Below are 23,539 nucleotides of genomic sequence, written 5' to 3'. Positions count from 1 at the left end.
AAGACAATGCTTACCGCCGCAACCGCCGTTTAGTCTGTTTTGATATGGATTCGACGTTAATTGAGCAGGAAGTGATTGATGAATTAGCCATTGAAGCGGGTGTAGGCGCTCAAGTGGCTGAAATCACTGAACGCGCAATGCAGGGCGAGTTGGACTTCCAGCAAAGCTTCCGCGCCCGCGTTGCGCTGCTCAAGGGTATGGATGCTTCTGTACTGCCAAAAATCGCGGAACGATTGACGGTAACTGAAGGTGCCGAGCGCCTCATTTCAACTTTGAAATCTTTGGGTTACCGCACAGCGATTCTTTCAGGCGGCTTCCAGTATTTTGCAGAATATTTGCAGGAAAAACTGGGCATAGATGAAGTGCATGCCAACGTGCTGGATGTACAAGACGGTATGGTCACAGGTGAAGTGAAAGGCCATATTGTCGATGGCGCGCGCAAAGCACTTTTACTGACGCAAATTGCTGAAGAAATGGGCATTTCTCTGGAGCAGGCCATTGCTGTCGGCGATGGCGCGAATGACTTGCCAATGCTGTCTATTGCAGGCCTAGGCGTGGCTTTCCGCGCGAAACCTTTGGTGCGTCAAAATGCCAATCAGGCCATCTCCAGCGTTGGTTTGGATGGTGTGCTTTATCTGCTTGGCGTGCATGATAAAGACTTGAATCGCGCCTAAATCAAAGTGATTGACGCAGAATGCGGTGCTTGCACCGCATTTTTTTGCACTGAATTTAAGCATTTTTGACCGATGGCAATTTATAAAATTGCGGATAAAAACAACGATTAAGCCAATCTGAAAAAATAATTTTTTTATCCGGAAATGCACTGTTTTTTTTGTAATGACACGCCAAGCGTGGCGGAATCATTGTTCCAGAAAAAGCCTAAAACAAAAAAATGTAATGACAAAATAATATTGCGACAAGGTATGTCGCGGCATCAGAAGACAAGACTTTTTTTATACAAAAAACTCCTCATAATGCATCCATAGAGATTTAGATCGACAATATTTGATTGATCCATTTAACGGTATTTGTCGGCAGAACCCAGCATCATTAGCATGCAGACTCTGCCGTATGACGGAGGTTTTTATGGTAACAGCGAATTTAGCGACCATCGTCGGCATTGGCTTAATTGCGACTGCGTTGATTGCTGTTTTCTTCTCGCCTTATCGTCGCTGGTTAAGTTTTATGCTGGCTGGGATGCTGGTCTGGGGACTTATTGAAGTCATTCGCTTTGGCACGCAAACAGTATTTGAATTGCCAATGACCTACAGCTATCTGACTGCAGTGACTTCTGCGATGGTGGTGTTTAGTTTAGTTTTACTGCGCGAAGACCGCCGCGCAGAGCGTGCGGTTGCGAGCCGGCGCTACATTGAGCATACGCCTGTCTATGAAGATGATCAGCAGCAGTGCTCTAGCCGTTAAGTCCTCAAACAGTTTGTTAAAAAAATGCGCCTTGGGGCGCATTTTTTTATCTATTGCGCCTCGATAATTATTATACAAAGCCATACGCCTGAAATTAGAAGTTATGGTAGGATGAGGCAGTCAATTTTCCAACAATTACAATAGGCTCAAAGTCATGAAACTATCATCAATCCCTGTCGTAAAGCTGCCGCTGGTTGATGTCAGCACGGACCCGCTGGACTTACTGGTTGCTGGTTTAGCGCTGCGCATGAAGCAGCTTGCACGCACCAGCCCTAAATTTATTGAATTGGTTCATGAGCGCCAGTTCCGTATTCAGATTGGTACAGACTTAGGCTTGGCGCGTCAAATTATTGTAAACAATGGACAAATTGACACAGTCTCTGGCGATGCTGAAAAAGCGGATTTCATTTTGCAGTTTGCGGACAGCGAGCAGGGTGTAAAAACCTTAATGAAAGGTGATCCGACTGCATTCATGACGGGCATGCAAAACGGCAGCATTAAAATGGAAGGCGACTTTGGCCTATTGGTGTGGTTTAACCAAGCTGCTAAGCTGATTCCGCCAAAATTGCCGAAACCAGTGAAAGAAAAAATTAAAATTGCCCGCCGTTTTATTAAAGAAAAAACAGGCAAGTAAGATTTACTCCTTGTTTCCCCTCCTTTAAAAAAGGAGGGGCTAGGGGAGGATTTAAAAAAGCCCTCATCTGGAGGGCTTTTTTATGTCTGGCGCTTATTCAACGTCTAAATTGAAGGTCACGGGGCCGTCATTGACCAAATGCACTTTCATATCTGCGGCAAAAATACCGGTTTGCACATTTTCAAATTGGCTTTTTGCATAGCCGACCAATTGTTCGTACAGCGCTTTGGCATCGCTTGGCGGCATGGCTGGACCAAAATCAGGACGCAGCCCTTTTTGCGTTTGCGCCATCAGGGTAAATTGTGAGACCAATAATACGCCGCCGCCTGCTTGGCTGACATTCCAGCCCATTTTGCCTTGCTCATCATCAAAGAAACGGTATTTTAAGATCTTATCAATCAGTTTTTGCCCTTTCTCTAGCGTATCTTCTTTGCCTATGCCTAGAAAAACCAAAATTCCGTGCTGAATTTCACCAGTAGTTTCGCCATCAACGACGACTTTCGCTTCTAGAACACGCTGTAATAAGGCACGCATACGGGGTTTTATTTCCTGCTGAATTGGGCAAGTGTGGATTGTAGCAAATTGGCTGCATGGCTATACGTTTTTTGCGGTTTGTCGGTGGCTAATGTTTTGAAAAAAATAAAATAAAAAATAATCAATCTGTTAAAGCGATTGAAATCATAAGTATTATCTGTTTTGACAATTTAAAAAGACTGGCTATCTTAGCGGAGCAGGAAAGGATCAATTATAGTGAGATGAAGACGATGTTTAAGCGTTCTTTACTTGTTGCCATGTTGGCAACAGCAACAGCGGCGGCTCAAGCAGCGCCATTAACCAAAGACAATGGTGCGCCAGTAGGCGACAACCAGAACTCGATTACTGCGGGTCCAAACGGTTCAGTTTTACTTCAAGATGTTCAATTAGTACAAAAATTACAGCGTTTTGGCCGTGAGCGTATTCCTGAGCGTGTAGTGCATGCACGCGGTACAGGCGCTTATGGTGAGTTCGTTGCAACGAAAGATTTGTCTGATCTTACTGTTGCTTCACTTTTCAAGGGCGGTACGAAAACTCCAGTTTTCTTACGTTTCTCTACAGTAATTCACGGTAAGCATTCTCCAGAAACTTTACGTGACCCGCACGGCTTCGCGATCAAGTTCTACACGCAAGAAGGTAACTGGGATTTAGTGGGTAACCAATCTCCAGTCTTCTTCATCCGTGATGCAATCAAATTCCCTGACTTCATTCACGCCATGAAGCCAAGCCCAATCGACAACATGCAAGACGCAAACCGCGTATTTGACTTCTTGTCTAGCCAGCCTTGGGCAACCAACATGATCACTCATGTTTATGGTAAAGAAGGTGTTCCGACGAGCTATCGCGAACAAGACGGTTTTGGCGTACACGCATTCAAACTTTATAACGATAAAGGCGAATACAAATACGTTAAATTCAACTTCCGTTCTAAACAGGGCGTGAAGGGTCTTAACGTTAAAGAAGCTGCTGAGCTGCAAGGTAAAGACTTCAACCACTTAACGAATGATCTTTACAAGAACATCAACGCGGGCAACTTCCCGAAATGGGATCTTTACATCCAAGTAATGGACCCTAAAGATTTAAACAGCTTGGAGTTCGATCCATTGGATCCAACGAAAATCTGGCCTACAAACCTAGTTCCAGAAACTAAAGTGGGTACTTTGACGCTGAACCGTATGCCGAAAAACTTCTTCCAAGAAACGGAACAAGTTGCTTTAGCTCCGGGTAACCTTGTACCAGGTATCGAGCCATCTGAAGACCGTCTATTACAAGGCCGTATCTTCTCTTACTCAGATACGCAAATGTACCGTTTAGGCGCGAACCACCAAATGCTTCCTGTAAACCGTCCAGTGGTTGCTGTTAACAATAACAACCAAGATGGCTACATGAACGTTGGCGGTACTTCATCTAACGTGAACTATGAACCAAGCCGCATTGAGCCAAAACCAGCAACTGCGAAAGCGCGTGCGGTACAAACTCCATTGTCTGGCACTGTTCAGCAAGCTGCGGTTAAAGAGCAAAACTTCAAGCAAGCGGGTGAGCTTTACCGTTCATACACTGCTAAAGAAAAAGACGATTTAATCATGAACTTGGCGGCTGACTTGGGCAATGTGAAAGATTCTGAAACCAAGCACATCATGCTGTCTTACTTCTACAAAGCAGATGCTGACTACGGTACGCGTATGACTAAAGCGGTAAACGGCAACTTGGCGACTGTTAAAGCGAAAGCTGCACAGCTGAAAGACTAATCCCGATTGGTCTGAATCAGATTGGTGACTAGGATTTAAAAAGCATCACCTACAGAAAGTCCTGTAAAACTCTATACCTTTCCTGCAATCCTAGGGTGGGTTTTACAGGCGCTGCTTTTCATTCTTTGAATGTCACAGAATGAATTATTTCCAATTCAATTTTCTATTCGATTTCTGTTGGAGTTCATCATGAGCATTATGCAACGTACATTTTTAGCCAGTATTCTTGCGGTGAGTTGCGCATTCGCAAATGTAGCCATTGCACAGGATATCTCCCCCGCTAAAACCGCTGCAGATGTTCAGATGACCTCACAACAGGAATTGATCGACATCTTCTTTGCCGCGGCCAAAACAGGCAATGAAGAAGTCACCAACGAATTTCTCAAGCATTGTTTCCCCGTTGACGTGCGCAATGCTTCAGGCTTCACGCCATTAATGATGGCGACTTATTATGGCCATCAGAATATTGTCACCTCGTTATTGGCGCATGGTGCCGACCGCTGCGCGCGTGACAGCAAGGGCAATACCGCATTGATGGGCGCTTTATTCAAGATGGAATTTGCCATTGCCAAACAGCTGCGTAAAGTCGACTGTGATGCCAATGGGCAAAAAAGCGGACAGAAGACCGCGGCTGAATTCGCGCAGGTGATTGGACAGGAAAAACAGCTGCAGCAAATTATTGCGGCTCTGGAAAAAGACACAGCGGCAGGCGCAAAATAATTAAGCAGATCAACTGAAACTTTGGTCTAGAATTCAATTGGCTGTACGTAAAACTTGCAATATCGCTAGGCAAAGTATGCTTTAATGCAAAAAGCACAGCGAAATTTTCAGAGATATGGCTCCAATCATTCAATCCTTGCTAGACACTGACTTGTACAAATTCACCATGCTGCAAGTGGTGCTGCACAAATTTCCGCAAACACATAGTGTTTACCATTTCCGTTGCAGGAATCTAGAAGATACGGTCTATCCGCTGACGGATATTCTGGACGATTTGAATGAACAGCTGGACCATCTGTGCCAATTAAAATTCGGTGAAGATGAACTGATCTATTTACGCAGCCTGCGGTTTATCAAAAGCGATTTTGTCGATTATCTGGAATTGTTCCAGCTGAAGCGCCGCTTTATTAAGGCAGGCATCGATAGCGAAGGCCGTTTGGATATTTGGGTAGAAGGCCCAATGGTTCAGGCCATGATGTTTGAGATCTTTGTTCTCGCGATTGTCAATGAGCTGTATTTTAAACGCATGAATTCTGCAGACGTGCAGGCAGAAGGCGAGCGCCGCCTAGCGGCAAAAGTTGCGCTGCTTCAGCAGTATGAAGCTGTGCAGAATCCAAATGATCCGCCATTTTTGGTGTCCGATTTCGGCACCCGCCGCCGTTACAGCTATATTTGGCAAAAGCATGTGATTGAAGAGTTCAATCGTGCTGCGCCGAATATTTTCCGCGGCACCAGCAATGTGCTGATTGCTAAAGATTTGAATCTGACCCCGATTGGCACCATGGCGCATGAATTTTTACAGGCTTTCCAGGCTTTGGATGTTCGCCTGCGCAATTTTCAAAAGGCGGCCTTGGAAACTTGGGTGCAGGAATACCGCGGTGACTTGGGTATTGCCTTGACCGATGTGGTCGGCATGGATGCATTCCTGCGTGATTTTGACCTGTATTTTGCCAAACTGTTTGACGGCTTGCGCCATGACAGCGGTGATCCCTTTGTTTGGGGCGACAAAGCTTATGCGCATTATAAAAAGCTGAAAATTGACACCCGCTCTAAAATGCTGACCTTCAGTGACGGCTTGAATTTAGAAAAAGCATGGGCCCTGCATAATTACTTCAAAGACCGTTTCCAAGTCAGTTTTGGTATCGGCACCAATTTAACCAATGATATGGGGCAGACTCCGCTGAATATTGTGCTGAAACTGGTGGAATGCAATGGCCAGTCTGTGGCGAAAATCTCGGACAGCCCAGGCAAAACCATGACGGATAATGACACTTTCTTGGCCTATTTGCGTCAGGTATTTGATATTCAGGAAGAACAGGCTTAATTGCCAATATGCGTCAAAGGCTGAACTGCGGTTCGGCTTTTTTTATATCTGCAGTTTTGCTAAAGGAATGCAAAATTTCAGCATAGTGCTGAAATGCAGTTATGCTAAGATCAATCTAAATAGATAGATTAATCACCGAATAGCGATGACTGAAGCTGCTTTAAATTTAGGGCTATTGATAGAAGCCGAAGACTTGGTGCCGTATTTAGGCCACGAAAAACTGAGAATTATCGATTTATGCCGCAGCTCTGTGTATGAGCAGCTGCACATCCCGCATGCGGTGCATATGAAGCCTAGTTTACTGGTGCGCCAAGAAGAGCAGGCGACCGGCCTATTGCCTGATCAGGCGGGCTTAGAGGTGCTGATCCGCCATTTGAATATCAGTCCAGATCATCATGTGGTGGTGTATGACGATGAAGGCGGCGCGTGGGCAGGGCGTTTGATCTGGAATCTGCATTGCCTTGGCTTTGAACATACCAGCCTATTGAATGGCGGCATTCATGCATGGCTGGGCGCAGGTCTGCCGACAACATCAGAAGTCGAAACGGTTCAGCCTGTAGATCATCTGCTTTCTGTTAATTTAGAGAATAAAAATCAGTATCATACAGATTATGAGCAGCTGCTGGATAAAGTCAGTCAAGATGCCGTGCAAGTGTGGGATTGCCGTACAGAAGATGAATATACCGGCCTGCGTTTAGCTGCTAGACGCGGCGGTCACATTCCCGGCGCACTTCATTTTGAATGGAGTACTGCCCTAAACCGGCAAAATCATTTAAAATTGCATCCCTTGGAACGCACGCAGCAGCGCTTAGAACAGCTGGGATTCAATTTCAATGAACCCGTGGTGGTTTACTGTCAGTCTCATCACCGTTCAGGGCTTGCCTATATTATAGGCCGCCTTCTGGGCTGGAATATTCAGGCTTATGATGGTGCGTGGAGCGAATGGGGCAATCGTCTGGATAGCCCTGTCATTACTGGAGAGTTGCCGTCTTGAGCATCACATCACGATTAAAAAAACAAATTTTCATTCAGGCGCAGCGTGTTGTGCCGCAGCATAAATTGTCCCGTGTGATTGGCAAAGTTGCAGCCAGTGAGCATCCAGTGCTGAAAAATGCAGTCATTACTGCGTTCAAAGCGCAATATGGCATTGATATGTCTATTGCAGAGCAAAGCAATGCATTGAAGTTCAAATCCTTCAATGAGTTTTTTACCCGTTCTTTAAAAGACGGCGTGCGTGACATTGATGCTGATGCATCCAGCATTGTATCGCCTGCAGATGGCGCAATTTCTCAGCTGGGCAAAATTGAAGAAGGCGATATTTTTCAAGCCAAAGGCCAGAGCTTTTCGGTAGAAAAACTGATTGCAGATCCGCAATTGGCTGAGCCATTTAAAAATGGCCAGTTCGCTACAGTGTATTTGTCCCCTAAAGATTACCACCGCGTGCACATGCCTTTTGCCGGCACATTGACTGAAACCTTGTATGTGCCGGGCGAGCTGTTCTCTGTAAACCAAACCACGGCAGAAAACATTCCAGGTTTATTTGCCCGCAATGAGCGCATGGTGTGCTTATTTGATACAGAGCTGGGCCGTATGGCTGTGGTTTTAGTAGGCGCAATGATCGTTGCAGGCATTGAAACAGTGGCAACAGGTAAAGTGAAGCCGACTGGGCGTTTAGAGCTGAATCAGCATCATTTGCATCTAGAAAAAGGCGCAGAATTGGGCCGTTTCTATTTAGGCTCTACCGCCGTGGTGTTATTTGAAGAAAATAAAATGCAGTGGGATGCAGCCTTTAAGGCCAATTCTGCCGTGGTGATGGGTAAAGCGATGGGGCATACGCTTTAACAAAAATCCCCCTCCTTTGACAAAGGAGGAGTTAGGGGAGGATTGTCATATAAATCCCCCTCGTTCCCCCTTTATGAAAGGGGGGAGTAAAAGCATAAAAAAAACGCCTCATTCGAGGCGCTTTTTTTATGCAAGATTAGCGTTTGACCACAATGGAATCGATGCCGCTGTGCTGCAAAGTCTGCTGTGCAATAACAGCTGCTTCTTGTGAAGTATAAGGACCCGACACCACGCGGTACCAGACTTTGCCATTTTCAGTAGTTTGTACCACATCTGCCGATAAGCCATTCAGAATGATTTCAGCGCGGCGCGCATCTGCCTGATCAGGGTCATCGTAGCTGCGGACTTGCAGAATATAGCTGGAAACTGGAGCAGGCGCGCTGTCTTGGCTATCATCCTCTGCTGAGCTAACAGCAGGTGCTTCTTCTTTAGGCGCTTCAACAATGACCACGGTCCCTTCATCTTTTGTTTCAGGGATGGCTTGCTCAGGAATAGGCGTGACTTGCTGCTGCGGCAGCAGATCATAAAAACGGTAGTCTTTATTGGTTTCTTCCGGCGCATGCTCAGGGCTGACTTGATTTTTAGGCTTTACAGGTTCCCAAGGTTTCCAGAGCATCAGCGCCACCAGAAAACTTAAGATGATCAAGATAATGACCAAGGTTCCCAGCCAAGCGGGAATTAATGGTTTTTTCGGCTTATTGGGCCGTTCAGATACACCGCGCTGCGTTTTTCCAAACACGTGGGAACCTCATTATTCTAATAAATATGCCGCCAAGGGCACGGTTTTCAGCCTTATCGCTGTGTAGCCGAGCTTTGCAGATACAGACCCTCAGATCGGTACTGCAAAGGAATGCTGTGAACAGTATTCTGGCTACGCTTACATCGCTTCAGGCGCAGAAACACCCAATAGCTCTAAGCCGTTGCGAATAACTTGCTGAACGTTTACAGATAGCAGTAAGCGCGCTTGAGTCAATTCTGCATCATCGCCCAGCACTTTGTATTCATTGTACCAGCCGTGGAATAGCGCAGCTAATTCTTTCAAATAGTTGCCGACTTGATGCGGTTCATAGCTGTTGGCTGCACGGGCCACAATTTCAGGATAGGCTGCCAGTTTAGCCAGAATCTCAGATTCTGCTTCCAGTTCCAGCTTCGCTGTAAATTGCGCTGCCGCGGCAACATCAAACTGTACGCCAGTCGCTGCAGCTTTTTCCAGCATACGGCAAATACGCGCATGTGCATATTGAATATAGTACACCGCATTGTCTTTGCTTTGTGACACAGCTAAGTCTAAGTCAAAATCAATATGCTGCTCTGATTTGCGCATGACGTAATAGAAACGCGCAGCATCGTTGCCGACTTCTTTACGCAGGTCACGCAAAGTCACGAACTGCCCAGAACGTGATGACATTTGCACCATTTCACCGCTGCGCCATAAGCTCACGAATTGAACCAGCAGCACGGTTAATTTTTTAGAGTCGTAGCCCATTGCATCAATTGCTGCTTTTACGCGCGCGATGTAACCATGGTGGTCAGAACCCCAAATGTCGACGATATCTGTATAGCCGCGCTGAAGCTTATTCAGATGATAGGCAATATCAGAAGCAAAGTAAGTGGTTTGACCGTTGCGGCGTTTAACCACGCGGTCTTTTTCATCGCCAAATTCAGTCGATTTGAACCAGATGTTGCCGTCTTTTTCGTACAGAAAGCCGCGCTGATCTAAAGTCTGCAGCGCTTCTTCAATTTTTTCTGTTAAAGATGCTTCGCTGAACCATTGATTGAAGGTTACGCCAAACTCACCAAGGTCATCTTTGATATCATCAAGAATGGCTTTTAGAGCAGCTTGATGGAATACACGGTAGCCTTCGCCAATTAAGTTTTGCGAATTGAAGATCAAGCCGTCAATGTGCTTTTCTTTGTCGCCAGACAGCACCACTTTGTTGCCGTCCGCATCCAATTCAGCTGCATATTGAACATCTTCAGGCACGTCTTTATAGACATCTGCCACAGGGCGCACATGAGCATCGCCGTCTTGGTCAATAATGCTTTGCGCGATTTCTTTGACGTAGTCGCCTTGGTAAGCATTTTTTGGGAAAACCAGCGCTTGGCCGTTCAGCTCTAAATAACGCAGGTAAGTCGAAGTCGCCAAAATATCCATTTGACGGCCAGCATCGTTAACATAATATTCACGGTCAACACTTGCGCCAGTCGCTTCAAGCAGATTGGCAACGGTCATGCCGTATGCTGCGCCGCGGCCGTGGCCCACATGCAGGCTTGACGTCGGGTTAGCGGAAACAAATTCTACTTGAATGCGTTTGCCGGCATTGGCTTGGGTACGGCCAAACTGATCTTTTTGCGCTTGGATCTGTTCCAATACCGCAAAACGCTGATTGGCGTTTAAGAAGAAGTTGATAAAGCCGGGACCCGCAATTTCTGCTTTGCTGATGTCTGCAACTTCTGGCAAGCTCGCCATAATTTTTTCCGCCAAATCACGCGGTTTCATACCGGCAGCTTTAGACCCAATCATGGCAATATTTGACGCAAAATCGCCGTGGCTTCGGTCTTTGGTACGCGTCAAAGTGCTGGTATTTTTCCAGTCAGATGGGAGTACACCTTCGGCTTGAAGGGATTGCACTGCATGGTCGAGAGCTGCTTGTATTGCCGTATTCATAATCAGTCGAAAAATAAATGTCGCAGAAAAACGGTAAATATAGCAAATTTCAGACTCTTTAGGTGAAGGCATTTGCTGCGAATAAATAATATTCGATGAAAAATATAGGATTCTTCATGCTGAATAAAATACCAAGGCTGAATAGACGCAAAATTAGCTGAAATATCTGGCCGATTTTATGGGGTTTCACGGCAGCTGACAGGCCTATTCAGCTGTGCTGCAGCAGAAAATAGGGTCGGCATAAAAAAGTTTGATTGTGATGTTTAAGTTTTAATTTTGGTATTTAGAGCTCGGCAGGCTGTATCAATTTTTTGGCGCTGCTTTTGGGCCGCCAGCTTAGCGGCTTTTCAGCTGAAGAATAAATTTAAGTGAATGATCCAGATAAAACTGTTCATGGAATCAATTGAGTGGACTGCAATGCAACAGCCCAAGGCTAATATCTGTCAGATCGGCTGTCCGTTACAGCGCATATTCAACCACAGCGCGGATGATGCCCAGCACTAAGCCGATAAATGCGCCAACCACTACGCCGTTGACGCGGATCATATGCAGGTCGCCGCCGACTTCATTTTCAATCTTGTCAATCATTTCGCTGGAATCCCACTCATGAATGCGCTCGCTGATAAAGCGGATGACTTTTTCACTGTATTGGTCAGACAGATTAATCGCAATATCACTGAGCTTTTCATTTAACAGCTGGCGCACAGCGACATTGGAAACAATATTTTCTCCGACTTGCTGAATGGCAACGCGCAAATTGTGCGCCACGCCAGAATCCGGTTTTTGCAAATCCGACTTGATGGCATCACATAAGATGACCACGGCGCCGCTGATGAAATTCAGGACATGCGGGCTGTCGAGCAGGGCATCTTTGGTTTGATTCAGGCGCATGCTGGCTGCGCTGTGATTGTTCGCCAGCTCCTGCATCAGGTTTTGGCCGGCTTCTTCAATTTTTTGGCGCCATGGGTGCTCTGGGTCGGCCAGCATCGATTCAACCCGTTCAATCAATGAGTCGATGGTGCGCTGCTGCACATCAATGCCGATCCAGCTGGCGCCTTTGGCCAGCTTCCAAACGCCTAGTTCTTTAAATAGCTGGCGGGTTAAATCACGGGACTGCTCAGGATGATGAATCATCCAGTCGTGCGCCAAATCCAGTCCGCGCTGCAATACATCCTGATGGAAATCATTTTCCAGCACCGCGCGCAGCATTTCACTGGCCAAATGATTGACTTGAGTGTTCTTCACCCACTGCACGCTGTTGCTTTGTATAAACCGCCCTATTTGCTCTTGGCCGACAAAATCAAAGATTTTGGGCACAGTTTGCTGAATAACTTCCGTGACTTGCTTGTTGTTGTGCGGATTGGCCAGCCATTTGCCTACCGCCAGCGATAAATCGGTATTTTGCAGGCTGCGTTCCACCACCTGCGGCGACAGAAAATTTTCCTGTACAAAACGGCCCATGGATTCTGCTATGCGGGCCTTATTGCGCGGAATAATTTCGGTGTGGTCGCGCAGAAATTTCGGAATCGGCATTTTGCCGAAAGGGTTGCGGAACAGGACAGTAATGGCATACCAGTCGGCCAATCCGCCGACCACGCCCGCTTCAGCAGAGAGCATGAGAATATGAATCAGCCAGACATAGTCCGGCAGCAGTTTAGCGGCCACCATTAAGGCGAGCCATGCCAGCACCGCCATGACTAAGGCGATGGCGGCAAAGCGCTTGCTGCGCTGCAGATTTGGAGATACGGCTGTCTGGTCTTGATCCATAGGCATGGCGCGTTATGTGTTCCTATTTTGAGGGAGCGGGTGCAGCAGGGGCAGGCAAAATTTCACCTGTGCGGCTAAGGCCGTATTTAGCGCCTAAAGACTGTAAAATCAGACGCGCATCAAATGCATCCTTCGGCGCAGTTTTTTCATTTTTAAAGCATTCAATGGTATAGGCCACTTGCGTCGGGTCTAAAGTGACGACACGCGGCATATCATAAAATGGATCTGGCCAGAAGCCTGGATAGCGGCGGCCATAACCGTATGGATAAGGCGATGGCGCTGGATAGACTACAGCCTGTCGAGGCGGCTGCTGGGTACGGTTGCTGGGATCATCCAGCACTTTAAAAAACTGGAAACCGTTTTGAACCGTTGCCTGCGCAGCTTTGACTAATGTGATTTCTTCTGCCGTGCCAAAGCTCATATTGGGGCTGGCTCTAAAGCTGATTCGGAAAGTCTGCGCATTCAGCGGGATGTTTTCAAACTTTCCCAGCTGATCAAAAGTCAGCGGTTTTGACGGCGTTGTTGCGCAACCAGCCAGCGCCAAGCTGAGGCCTAGGGCTGCGCCTAATAATAACTGTTTCATACTTAACCTCCTAAAATATGGCGGTTGAAGGGGAGAGAAAACCCATTTCCCAAAGTTAAAAACTGGAATTGGGCTGAGTTAAAAATTCAAGTTCTTCTGCGGTGGACGCGCGGCCTAAAATGGCATTGCGGTGCGGATAGCGTCCAAAACGGTCAATAATGACTTTATGCTTTTTTTCAAAATCTAAATTAAGGGGATTGCCCAAATCTTCAAACAATTTTAACGCATATTGATGGATCTGCGGAGACTCGCTATGCATGAACGGCAAGTATAAAAATGCACGCTGTTCCGGCGTCAGCTGCTGATCAAGTCCTTGATTCACGGCTTCCTGCGCCAAAGCCAACGCCAAGGGGTCTTGCGCGAAAGCAAAAGGGGTATCGCGGAAGATATTGCGCGAAAATTGATCCAGCACAATAATTTCAGCCAAACGGCCTTCAATGCTGCTGCGCCAATGCCACAGTTCAGATTGAGCCGCACTGTGCAGTACAGTTTTAAACCTTTTTTCAAGGGCTTGGTCAAAATCAGTGCTTTGCGCAAACCAGTGCGGCTGGGTTTCAGGTGCAAACCAAAAGTTCAAAATTTCTTGATAATTCATGAGTTTTAGAAGTGCTTAGCATTTATTGATCAATAAGATCACAAATTTAGAATGTCATATAGGGGAACTTTGTGATAAAAAATTGCAAAAATAAAATCTCAGATCGCCTGAAAAAACAGCAAGGGATCATATGCAGCGGATAAATCACGTTATACTGCGTAAACAAATGATTTTATTTTAGTAGTTCTTCCTTTTAAGCGAGATTGCAATGAGTCAGCCCGAATCGACCTCTCAAGACATTTTACCGGCTTGGGTGGATTCTACGCATATAAGCGGCATGCTGCGCGGCATAGAGCGCGAAAGCTTGCGCATGCAAAGCAGCGGCTTTCTGTCTCAGGCTGACCATCCTCAAGCGCTGGGTTCAGCGCTGACGCATCCGCATATCACGACTGATTATTCAGAAGCGCTGATGGAGTTTATTACTCCGCCGAAGGAAACCATCGGCCAGGCGCTGAACTATCTAAAAGATATTCACAGCGTGGTGCATAAGCATCTCGAGCACGATGAAAAACTGTGGCCGCTGTCTATGCCCTGCATGCTGGATGATCAGGAAGAAAACATCCGTTTGGCGCAGTATGGCACTTCCAATATCGGCCGTTTTAAAACGCTGTACCGCCATGGCTTGGGGGTGCGCTACGGGCGCCGCATGCAGACCATTTCAGGCGTGCATTACAATTTATCTTTTCCGGATCATTTTTTTGCAGCGCTGCAAGCCGATGAAACGGATGAACAGCTGAAAGCGCTGAGCCTGCAGGATTACCGCAGCCACCGCTATTTTGGCCTGATCCGCAACTTTATCCGCTTGACACCGCTGGTGATGTTCGTGGTGGGCGCCAGCCCATCGGTATGCAAATGCTTCATGACTGGCCGTGAGCATCATCTGCTGCCGCTTTTAAAGGGTACGCTGTATTTGCCATATGCCACTGCGCTGCGCATGGGCCGTTTTGGCTATCAAAACTCTGCGCAAAAGCAGCTGGGCATTCATTATAACAACCTCAGCGGCTACTTAGATGGCCTGCAAAAAGCGGTGAAAACGCCTTATGCACCTTTTAGCCGTTTGGGCTTGAATGATGCCCAAGGCGAGCCGATTCAAATCAATGACCATGTGTTGCAGATTGAAAACGAGTACTACAGTCTTGTGCGCCCAAAACAGGTGCCGCAGGATGGCGAAACCCCGTCAGAAGCGCTGCAGAAGCGCGGTGTAGGCTATGTAGAGCTGCGCGCGGTAGATGTAAACCCGTATGACCCGATTGGCATTGATGAAAATACCGCAGGCTTCCTCGAAGTGCTGGCGCTGTACTGCTTACTCAAAGACAGTCCAGATTTGCTGGATGATGAACAAGAAATTGTTGAACAGAATCAGGCCGAGGTCGTCAACCGCGGCCGTGCGCCAAATGCTAGTATTGCTGAACATGGCGAAAGTTACCCAATTGAAGACTGGTGCAGCCGCTACTTAACAGAAATGCAGCCATTGGCTGCTTTACTGGACGGTGCATATCAGACACATTTGTACCGCGATGCGCTGGCAGTGATGCAGTTGCGTGTAGACGAAGTTGATGAAACCCTGTCTGCTAAAATGATTGAAGATACGCTGGCGCAGGGCGGCACATGGAGTTTTGGCAGCTATATGGCGCAGCAGCATGCTGAAGCCTATGAGCAGCATCAGCTCAGTGCTGAAACACAGGCGTATTTTGCTGCGGCTGCGGAAGAATCTGTAGCGCGCCTGCAGGCGCTTGAACAGGATGCTTCTGTCAGTTTTGACCAGTACTTAACCCAATTCAGATAAATAAAATTAAGAGGATACGCCATGCAGTGGAGTTACCGCTTCGTGAGTGGTTTGCTGTTTTTAGCCAGTGTAATTGGCATGGCCTTTGCCCTGTATTTAGAGCATGGCCAAGGGCTTGAACCTTGCCCATTATGTGTTTTTCAGCGTATTGGCTTAATCGGGCTCGGCCTGATTTCATTGATTGCCTTTTTGCACAATCCTGTCTCAAATGGCATGAAGCGTGTGTATGCGCTTTTAGGCAGCTTGTCCATTTTATGGTCAGCCGGAGTGGCCGCGCGCCATGTCTGGCTGCAAAGCCTGCCGCCTGACCAAGTGCCGAGCTGCGGCCCTGGTTTGGATTATTGGCTGGATACGCTGCCGCTTAAATCGGTGTTTCAGCAAGTGCTGACAGGCTCGGGTGAATGCGCCAAAGTGGATTGGACTTTATTCGGCCAGTCACTGCCTGTATGGTCGTTGGCATTTTTCAGTGTTTTGCTTCTGATCAGCCTTTGGCAGCTGCTGCGCAAGTATCAGACTGCGCCAGTGAAGCGCTTAAGAGATAAATACTGATTTTTCAGTTTCCAGCATGTAAATAAAAGCCCTCAGAAGAGGGCTTTTCATTAAGTCAGGGCAATGCCTTCAAAGCGTTTTAAATCCATCATAAACTCATGAATTTCAGTGCATTTGGCATCTTCAGCATTGGGGTAAAACCAATGCGCAATCTGCTCTGCCACTTGCGGATGATGCTGAATCTCAAAATGATTTAGTCCATAAAAAATAGCCTTATGCGCATCCGGCACTTTCAGCTGGTAGCGCGGATTTGGATGCTCGCCCAAGGCGCTTTTGACACTGACCAGATAGTCGCCAATCACTTGCAGTGTGCGGTTCTTGCGGTGTTCAAACTCAATGGTGCCAGCCACCAGATAAGTATCGATATGAGAAGGAATGGGCGCCGGCTTGCGGTTGTCGTCCATCAGCCCAATCCGTATTTCATTATGCTCCCAGTCATCATCACGCACACTGCCGTAGCGCAAGTCCAAAATGCCGTTGCTGCGGATATTGGCGATATGGCCGACAATTTTGCCCATGGGAATGCGGCCCAAATACTTCTGCAGCGCAAAGCCTAGACGCTCCAGCACCGCGCCGTGATGCGGTGAACCGAGGCAAACCAGATTTTCCACCCGATGAATCCAGTCATACATATTTTGCTTGCCGTAAAATAAAGCGCTGCGGGACACTAAGCCGCCCATGCTGTGGCCAATCAGGTCAATACTGGTAATGCCCGGATTGCGGCGCACCAGATCTTCCAAGGTGTTGGACAGGCTGCGTCCATTGGCGGAAATGCGGCGTCCCGTATTGTAGTTGAGGTACAGCATGGTGTTGTGGTCACGCTGCGCCAGCAGTTTTTCACCGATGCCGCCGTATTTGCGGGTTGACCAGTCCAGATGATTCATACACAGGCCATGCACCAGCAGGGTAATGCGTCCAGTCAATTCGCCTTTCTGCACTGCGCCGTAATGATCATACACCACCATAGGCAAGGCCATGGGATTGTGGTATTTCAGCAAATAATCGCCCAAGACGCCGTTCAGCGCCCCGACCAGAAAATGCAGTGTTGGCGTGAGCGGTTTGTCATGCAGCCGCGGAAACTTTTCAATAATGCTGCGCAGGATCGGCGCCAGCAGATAGTTGCCGTAATTGAAAAAAGTTTCGTAGCTGAATTGATAGATTTTTTCGACGTATGGAATTTTTTGGAATTTTCTTGATCTTTGCTCGCTCATGCCAAAAACACTGATCAGCAATTCACGTTGAATATTCCGAATCAGATCGTGCACAACATCACTGAAGCGCATAGTGACCAGCTGCGCCAAGCCCTCGAGGACATCAGCCTGACTGGGCGGCGTGCGGTCCCATTTACAATAAGTTTCATGCAGAGGCGTTAAACTAGGCATTGTTGAGTGTCCTATTTTTACTCATTCCCTATACACTGGACTGCGTCCAGACAGGGAAGGTTTTTCTTGTATCTATTTTATGAATCATCTCGAATTCATTTTAAAATACATAGATTTGCAGATTTATCCTGTTTATTTTGTCTGACAATTTTCGAGATTAACGATTTTTATAAAAATGTGAACCAAATCACACTATCATATTTCTTAACGAGTAAAAGTCTCATTTTGCAAGTGAGCAAGGGGTGATATGAATCTGATCTATCTGCATGGCTTTAAAAGCAGTGTGCAGTCTATTAAAGGGCAGCTGCTCAAGCATTACTGTGAAGGATTGCAAACTGGGCAAATGCCGCCAATTCAGATGCATTTGCCAGATTTGAATGTTCCGCCAGAGCAGGCTTTGCAGCAGGTTTCAGCATTGATTGAACACTTGGGAACAGCTAATACAGCGCTGGTTGGCAGCAGTTTGGGCGGTTTTTATGCTTTGCAGCTGGCGGCTAAACATCAAATTGCAGCGGTATTAATTAATCCCGCCATGCAGCCTTGGACCCTGTTCAGGCAATTATTTTCAGACGAACAGCTTCCTTTTGCCGTCACTGAAACATGGTCGCTGGATCATCCGCAATTAGATGCTTTAGAGCAGACCGCAATTCAAAACTACAGCGCCGATGCACCCATATTGGTCCTGCTGCAGCAAGGTGATGAAGTGCTGGATTACCATGAGGCTGAAGCCTTTTTCAGCCAGCCAGCAACGCAGGCACTGCTGATTTGTGAGACAAATGGCAATCACGGTATGGATGATTTTGCCGAGAAGATGCCGATGATTGTGCAGTTTTTAATGGCGCAGCAGGCAGGAACTGCGCGCGGAATCGTTTGATGGATGCATATGGCGCATAATAGAAACAAAAAAATTGGATGCTGGGCTGTTCAAAAATACTGAAATCCCGTAAAAAGAGCAAAAGTGGATCAGTTTATCTGTGCTGGCGTCATAGTTTGACGTACAAAAGGCGCTAAGTGGCGAAAGAAATAGCGCTGAAAAAGCGATTGATATGCTTTTTCGCTAAAAAGAATATACTGTAGCGCTAGAGATGAATATTTTAACCAAACCTGCAGGGAATTTTGCAACGTGACGCAATATACGGCTCAATCACTTGAAGTTTTATCTGGTTTAGATCCGGTCCGCAGACGGCCGGGCATGTATACCGACACGACTCGGCCCAACCATTTGGCGCAGGAAGTGATTGATAATGCTGTCGATGAAGCGCTTGCAGGGCATGCCAATAAAATTACCGTGACGGTTTATAAAGATGGCTCCTTATCTGTAGAAGATAATGGCCGCGGCATGCCAGTCGATATTCACCCGGAATATGGTCAAAGCGGGATTGAAATTATTCTGACCAAACTGCATGCGGGCGGTAAATTCAGCACTGATAACTATCAATTTTCGGGCGGTTTGCATGGGGTGGGCATTTCAGTGGTCAATGCGCTGTCGACCCGTGTGGAAGTGGAAGTGCAGCGTCAGGGCAACCTGTACAAAATGGCCTTTGAGCATGGCGAGCCAGTTGCGCCTTTAGAGGTGCTGGAAGGCAAATGCGCTAAACGCGCCACGGGGACATCGGTACATTTTTGGCCGGAAACTAAATATTTTGATTCACCGAAATTTGCTTTAAAAGCCTTAAAGCATAATTTAAAAGCCAAAGCTGTTTTAGCGGCAGGCCTGCAAATCAATTATATCGATCACATTAACGATGAAAAAATCGAATGGCAATTTGAAAATGGCTTAGTCGATTATTTAATGGATGAACTGCAGGACCGTGAGATTCTGCCGATGCCGGCTTTTGTATCGTCAGGCGATGCAGACCGCGCCAGCGCAGAATTTGCCATCTGCTGGAATGTGGAAGGCGGCGAATCCATTCAAGAAAGCTATGTCAATTTAATTCCGACCGCTCAGGGCGGTACGCATGTCAACGGCTTGCGTTCAGGTGTCGCAGACGCCATGCGTGAGTTTTGTGAACTGCGGAATTTACTGCCGCGCAATATGAAGCTGTCAGCTGAAGATGTATGGGATGGCGTGAACTTTATCTTGTCGCTCAAATTTCAAGAGCCGCAATTTTCAGGTCAAACCAAAGAGCGTCTTTCAAGCCGTGAAGCATCGGGTGTTGTGCTGAATATTGCCAAAGATGCTTTCGCGCTTTGGCTGAACCAAAATTCTGACATTGCCATGCAGCTGGCAGAAATGGCGATTGCCAAAGCAGGACGCCGTTTAAAAGCCGCCAAAAAAGTTGAACGTAAAAAGATTGTGGCTGGCCCGACCTTACCGGGTAAATTGTCAGACTGTGTGGGTCATATCTTAGAAGAATCTGAACTGTTCATTGTGGAAGGCGATTCTGCGGGCGGCTCTGCCAAACAGGCGAGGGATAAGAATTTCCAAGCCATCATGCCGATTCGCGGCAAGATTTTAAATACTTGGGAAGTATCTTCAGATGAGGTGCTGGCTTCACAAGAAGTGCACAACATTGCGATTGCGATTGGAGTCGATCCGGGTTCAGATGATTTGTCTGAACTGCGCTATGGCAAAATTTGCATTCTTGCTGATGCTGACTCGGATGGCTTGCATATCGCAACCTTATTATGCGCGTTGTTCGTGAAACATTTCCCGACTTTGGTTGAAGAAGGTCATTTATTTGTCGCAATGCCGCCGCTGTACCGTATTGATGATAATAAAGATGTGCATTATGCCCTTGATGATGCAGAGTTAGAGGGTGTTTTAAAGAAATGCAAAACCAAGAATCCGCAAATTACCCGATTTAAAGGTCTGGGTGAGATGAATGCCAGCCAATTGCGTGAAACGACGCTTGATCCGGATACGCGCCGTTTGGTGCAGCTGGATTTAGATGATGCGCACCATACGGCAGGCTTGCTGGACAAGCTGCTTGCGAAAAAACGTTCAGGTGACCGCAAAGATTGGCTGGAGCAAAAAGGCAACTTGGCGGAATTGACGGTTTAAATGGTGCATTTCTGTAAACAAAAAAAAGCCGCAATAATTGCGGCTTTTTTATGCCTTATTCGCATGACTTTAAGTAGGCCGTACCATGCTGAACTTTATTTCAGTTTTGATTGCATAAATTTTACTTGCACAGAAAAGAATGGATTATTTACATGAAACAGAGAGCTTTTCTGTGCATGGCAGCGTCTATGTATACAATTTTTCAGCAGATTTTTTTTGAATTTGCTTTAGGCTGAACTGAAAACCGCGACAAGAGATTATCGATGGAAGCCAGCTTATTTTTAATTCACCCCAATGATTTGGAAACCTTGATTATCGAGGCTGACAATTCCCAAGCTGTTTTGGAATCAAACTTTATTCTGCAGTCCCTCTATTTAGGCCAGACTTGGGATAGCGTCAATCACGCCTTGAATGTTGACCAGCAGTCCAGCACGCCGCTGCAGTATGCAATTCAGGCTGAGCATCCGCTGTCAGAACGGATCGATCATCCGGAAACGGTACATTACAACACTGTCGTCAGAGTGTCAGAAATTCAGCAGCAATTGCAGCAGTTGAGCGTGGATGAGCTGAAAAAGCGCTATCAGTTTGATGTGGTGCATACAGCGCCAGCAGAACTGGCGCAGGAGCTGTATCTGGCAGAGTTAAAATTGATTTATCTGCAGCTTCAGGATTTTTACCGCGATGCGGCAAAACAGAATTTAGCTGTCATCAGTGTGATTCAAAAAAAGATTCAGCCAGAGAAATTAATCTAAGATCAGCTGCATCAGCACCAAATCACGCCATTGCCCGAGCTTTTGCCCGACTTGCGGCATATAGCCTGTCTGAGTAAAGCCAAATTGCTGATGCAGCGCGATTGATGCGGCATTGCCATGATCTATGCCTGCGACCAGCACGTGCTTGCCATGCTGCCCGGCATGCTTGATCAAGTGCTGCAGCAGGCGTTTGCCCAAGCCTAAGCGTGCATATTCTGGCGCTATATAGAGAGAATGCTCGGCGGTATAGCAGTAGCCGGAAAAATGCCGGAAGGGCGCATAATCAGCGTATCCTGCAATTTTAAAGCTGTCCTGATCTTCAATGACCCAAAACGGCCAATCATTTTTTTGAAATTCCTGCAGCTTGTTTTGAAAAGATTCAAGGCTAAAAGGCTGATCGTTCCAAGTGGCAAAGCCATGCAGCACTTCAGGATTGTAAATTGCAAGAATAGAGGGCAGATCTTGCTCTGTTGCAGGGCGGATTTTAAAAGGCATGGCTGAGAATAGCTAATAAAGATCTGATTATTAGAAAACTTAGACATAAAAAAAGCAAGGCGCTTGGCCTTGCTTTTTTTTATTCTGTCAGGAATTAGAAATGGTATTTCACTAAAGCGCTGACATCATTTTGGTCTACACCCTGAATACCGAATTTGTTGTTCCACATAGAGTGTTCAACACCTAGGTATAGTCGGGTTTTTGGAGAAATGTGTTTGCCGACATTCCATTTCCACTGTGTAGTCCAGTTTAATTCGCTTGCATGGTCGCCTTTTTCAGCAGTTGACCAGTCAAGGAAACCGTCTACAAGGAAATCTTCAGAACCCAGTTTAAATGGCACACCATAAGTGATGGTCATTTGATAGTCGTCTTTCTGAAGATCATTGTTTGCGCGGTAGAAGTTAACGCTGGCATACTGTGTATAAGGAATGTTCAGATCGAAACCGACACCATACAAGAAGTTGTTGAATTCTTGGTTTTGTCTGTATCCGGCGTTATGTTCCCAAGTGGTCGCAATTAATACGTCTTTAATTGGGCCAGCGGAAAGCTTAGTGCCCGAAACCTCACCTAGGCTCAAACGCGGAGATAACTCTAAGTATGTAGAGTGATCATCATTGCCGTCAACTTGCTGGTCAACAAAGAAAAATACATCTGAGTATTTCAGTTTAGCAGCATATTCTACAGTCGCTGTGGTACGGTCTTCAGTTCCAACTTCATAGTTGTCGCCATAAAGGCCAGTTAAACTGAAATCTTGCCATACTACAGGCGAAGCTTGGGTGAACGCAGCAGCAGAAGCCAGTGCACATGCAGTTACGATTTGTGTAAGTTTCATTAAAAAGTCTCTCCCCCGAGAAGCATTGAAAGCATACAGATTCCTTAGCAAAAATAAAGCCAAAATTGATTATTGGATAAAAAAAAATCCATATAAGAAATAGGTTTTTTGTTCTGTGTATGGATTTTTTTTTGTAAATCTCATGGTTTATTTAATTTAAAATATTGATAAGAATATCTAAAATTTAAATTCATCAATAAATTTAAAATTGAAAATTCCACTGAAATTAAATGCGAAAGAATAAAACCATATAGTAAATAGGGGATTTCAAAAAAATATAAAATAGCACTTGCATATTTTTAAATTAAGCACGATATTCGAAGTATAAGGACACAGTTCTGCAGACGATAAAAAGTGTCATCATTCAATGTGGAGGACCCGTTCCAAACTAAATTGAAGATGTTCTGGCTGTATAAAACAGCAGATGTAAGCGTGCCGAAATAAGAAAGTTTTGCACAATATTTTATAGATAATCCAGAAAGTTAGAGGATGATATTATGAACATAGAAATCCGTACAGATAAGAACATTCAAAATAGTGACCGATTAATTGAGTACGTTCGTGCAGAACTGAATCAGGAATTCCAGCGCCATAGTGAACGCATTACTCACTTCTCGGTGCACTTTAGCGATGAAAATGGGGATAAAGGCGGCAGCGACGACATCAAATGTATGATCGAAGCGCGCCCAGCAGGACTTAAGCCTGTGGTGGTCAATCATAAAGGCCACAACATTGATACTGCCATTCATGGTGCAATTGAGCGCTTGAAACGCAGTTTAGAACATACCTTTGAGAAAAAAGAGAATCCGCGCGGCGCACAGCCAGCTTTTGCTGATGCTGATCTAGACGATGATGAAGACGTTTAAGCGCGATTCAAAAAAGAGCCCTGCGGGGCTTTTTTT

Annotated in this window: 23 protein-coding genes; 14 read left to right on the top strand and 9 right to left on the bottom strand. The window is 46.3% G+C overall.

Features of this window, described 5'->3' with window-relative positions; genetic code table 11:
• The 3 genes from serB to B9T34_RS02820 form a co-directional block, all read left to right on the top strand.
• Nucleotides 1-674 (top strand): phosphoserine phosphatase SerB (serB, locus tag B9T34_RS02830; RefSeq protein ID WP_086211624.1); only part of this gene is annotated, 674 nt, incomplete at its 5' end.
• A gap of 412 nt (nt 675-1,086) precedes the next feature.
• Nucleotides 1,087-1,422: a ciprofloxacin tolerance protein AciT gene (aciT, locus tag B9T34_RS02825; RefSeq protein WP_086211665.1), complete on the top strand. Its 336-nt coding sequence runs from the start codon at nt 1,087-1,089 to the stop codon at nt 1,420-1,422.
• A 154-nt stretch (nt 1,423-1,576) separates the two neighbouring features.
• Nucleotides 1,577-2,056: an SCP2 sterol-binding domain-containing protein gene (locus B9T34_RS02820; protein WP_086211623.1), complete on the top strand. Its 480-nt coding sequence runs from the start codon at nt 1,577-1,579 to the stop codon at nt 2,054-2,056.
• Between the two features lie 93 nt (nt 2,057-2,149).
• Here the strand turns inward: B9T34_RS02820 and dtd are convergent, their stop codons facing one another.
• A complete protein-coding gene (dtd, locus tag B9T34_RS02815) occupies nt 2,150-2,590 on the bottom strand; it encodes a D-aminoacyl-tRNA deacylase (RefSeq protein ID WP_086211622.1) in 441 nt (146 codons plus the stop codon).
• A gap of 230 nt (nt 2,591-2,820) precedes the next feature.
• Between dtd and B9T34_RS02810 the strand changes: the two genes are divergently transcribed.
• From B9T34_RS02810 to asd, 5 genes are all read left to right on the top strand, one after another.
• Nucleotides 2,821-4,338, top strand: coding sequence for a catalase (locus tag B9T34_RS02810; RefSeq protein ID WP_086211621.1), 1,518 nt, complete (start codon nt 2,821-2,823; stop codon nt 4,336-4,338).
• A 189-nt stretch (nt 4,339-4,527) separates the two neighbouring features.
• Complete coding sequence (locus tag B9T34_RS02805) at nt 4,528-5,058, top strand: ankyrin repeat domain-containing protein (protein ID WP_086211620.1); 531 nt, start codon at nt 4,528-4,530, stop codon at nt 5,056-5,058.
• A gap of 115 nt (nt 5,059-5,173) precedes the next feature.
• Nucleotides 5,174-6,382, top strand: coding sequence for a nicotinate phosphoribosyltransferase (gene pncB / locus B9T34_RS02800; RefSeq protein WP_086211619.1), 1,209 nt, complete (start codon nt 5,174-5,176; stop codon nt 6,380-6,382).
• A 145-nt stretch (nt 6,383-6,527) separates the two neighbouring features.
• A complete protein-coding gene (locus tag B9T34_RS02795) occupies nt 6,528-7,376 on the top strand; it encodes a sulfurtransferase (RefSeq protein ID WP_086211618.1) in 849 nt (282 codons plus the stop codon).
• The gene (gene asd, locus B9T34_RS02790; RefSeq protein WP_086211617.1) at nt 7,373-8,224 is read left to right on the top strand and encodes an archaetidylserine decarboxylase; all 852 of its coding nucleotides are present in this window, start codon (nt 7,373-7,375) and stop codon (nt 8,222-8,224) included. The genes B9T34_RS02795 and asd overlap by 4 nt, the downstream gene beginning before the upstream one ends.
• A gap of 136 nt (nt 8,225-8,360) precedes the next feature.
• Here asd and B9T34_RS02785 read toward each other — a convergent pair whose 3' ends face one another.
• From B9T34_RS02785 to B9T34_RS02765, 5 genes are all read right to left on the bottom strand, one after another.
• Nucleotides 8,361-8,963 (bottom strand): SPOR domain-containing protein, encoded by a 603-nt coding sequence (locus B9T34_RS02785; RefSeq protein ID WP_086211616.1) that lies wholly within the window; start codon nt 8,961-8,963, stop codon nt 8,361-8,363.
• Nucleotides 8,964-9,101: 138 nt separating this feature from the next.
• Nucleotides 9,102-10,892 carry an arginine--tRNA ligase gene (gene argS, locus B9T34_RS02780; protein ID WP_086211664.1) on the bottom strand — a complete coding sequence of 597 codons (1,791 nt, stop codon included), beginning with the start codon at nt 10,890-10,892 and terminating at the stop codon, nt 9,102-9,104.
• 459 nt (nt 10,893-11,351) lie between these two features.
• A complete protein-coding gene (locus B9T34_RS02775) occupies nt 11,352-12,659 on the bottom strand; it encodes a DUF445 domain-containing protein (protein ID WP_086211615.1) in 1,308 nt (435 codons plus the stop codon).
• 22 nt (nt 12,660-12,681) lie between these two features.
• Entirely contained in the window at nt 12,682-13,242 is a 561-nt protein-coding gene (locus B9T34_RS02770; protein WP_086211614.1) for a CC0125/CC1285 family lipoprotein, read from the bottom strand.
• A 55-nt stretch (nt 13,243-13,297) separates the two neighbouring features.
• Nucleotides 13,298-13,837, bottom strand: coding sequence for a DUF924 family protein (locus tag B9T34_RS02765; protein ID WP_086211613.1), 540 nt, complete (start codon nt 13,835-13,837; stop codon nt 13,298-13,300).
• A 208-nt stretch (nt 13,838-14,045) separates the two neighbouring features.
• Here B9T34_RS02765 and gshA point away from each other — a divergent pair, with 208 nt between their 5' ends.
• Together gshA and B9T34_RS02755 are read left to right on the top strand one after the other, a co-directional pair.
• Nucleotides 14,046-15,623, top strand: coding sequence for a glutamate--cysteine ligase (gene gshA / locus B9T34_RS02760; protein WP_086211612.1), 1,578 nt, complete (start codon nt 14,046-14,048; stop codon nt 15,621-15,623).
• Nucleotides 15,624-15,644: 21 nt separating this feature from the next.
• Nucleotides 15,645-16,172, top strand: a complete 528-nt coding sequence (locus tag B9T34_RS02755) for a disulfide bond formation protein B (protein WP_086211611.1) — start codon at nt 15,645-15,647, stop codon at nt 16,170-16,172.
• Nucleotides 16,173-16,222: 50 nt separating this feature from the next.
• Here B9T34_RS02755 and B9T34_RS02750 read toward each other — a convergent pair whose 3' ends face one another.
• Entirely contained in the window at nt 16,223-17,554 is a 1,332-nt protein-coding gene (locus tag B9T34_RS02750) for a hypothetical protein (protein ID WP_086211610.1), read from the bottom strand.
• Between the two features lie 247 nt (nt 17,555-17,801).
• Here B9T34_RS02750 and B9T34_RS02745 point away from each other — a divergent pair, with 247 nt between their 5' ends.
• From B9T34_RS02745 to B9T34_RS02735, 3 genes are all read left to right on the top strand, one after another.
• Nucleotides 17,802-18,428: a YqiA/YcfP family alpha/beta fold hydrolase gene (locus tag B9T34_RS02745; protein WP_086211609.1), complete on the top strand. Its 627-nt coding sequence runs from the start codon at nt 17,802-17,804 to the stop codon at nt 18,426-18,428.
• 249 nt (nt 18,429-18,677) lie between these two features.
• On the top strand, nt 18,678-20,558 hold the full coding sequence (gene parE, locus B9T34_RS02740; RefSeq protein ID WP_086211608.1) for a DNA topoisomerase IV subunit B: 1,881 nt from the start codon (nt 18,678-18,680) through the stop codon (nt 20,556-20,558).
• A 263-nt stretch (nt 20,559-20,821) separates the two neighbouring features.
• Nucleotides 20,822-21,310 (top strand): DUF1877 family protein, encoded by a 489-nt coding sequence (locus B9T34_RS02735; RefSeq protein ID WP_086211607.1) that lies wholly within the window; start codon nt 20,822-20,824, stop codon nt 21,308-21,310.
• On the opposite strand, the gene B9T34_RS02730 is transcribed toward B9T34_RS02735, so the two are convergent.
• Nucleotides 21,302-21,805 (bottom strand): GNAT family N-acetyltransferase, encoded by a 504-nt coding sequence (locus B9T34_RS02730; protein ID WP_086211606.1) that lies wholly within the window; start codon nt 21,803-21,805, stop codon nt 21,302-21,304. The two genes, B9T34_RS02735 and B9T34_RS02730, sit on opposite strands and share 9 nt — an antisense overlap.
• Before the next feature lie 94 nt (nt 21,806-21,899).
• Nucleotides 21,900-22,637, bottom strand: a complete 738-nt coding sequence (locus tag B9T34_RS02725) for an outer membrane protein OmpK (RefSeq protein ID WP_086211605.1) — start codon at nt 22,635-22,637, stop codon at nt 21,900-21,902.
• A gap of 497 nt (nt 22,638-23,134) precedes the next feature.
• Here B9T34_RS02725 and B9T34_RS02720 point away from each other — a divergent pair, with 497 nt between their 5' ends.
• Nucleotides 23,135-23,503 (top strand): HPF/RaiA family ribosome-associated protein, encoded by a 369-nt coding sequence (locus B9T34_RS02720; protein WP_086211604.1) that lies wholly within the window; start codon nt 23,135-23,137, stop codon nt 23,501-23,503.
• The last annotated feature ends 36 nt before the right edge of the window (nt 23,504-23,539 follow it).

The organism is Acinetobacter sp. ANC 3813, assembly GCF_002135435.1.
Taxonomy (GTDB): domain Bacteria; phylum Pseudomonadota; class Gammaproteobacteria; order Pseudomonadales; family Moraxellaceae; genus Acinetobacter.
This window is presented reverse-complemented; position numbering and strand designations above follow the sequence as displayed.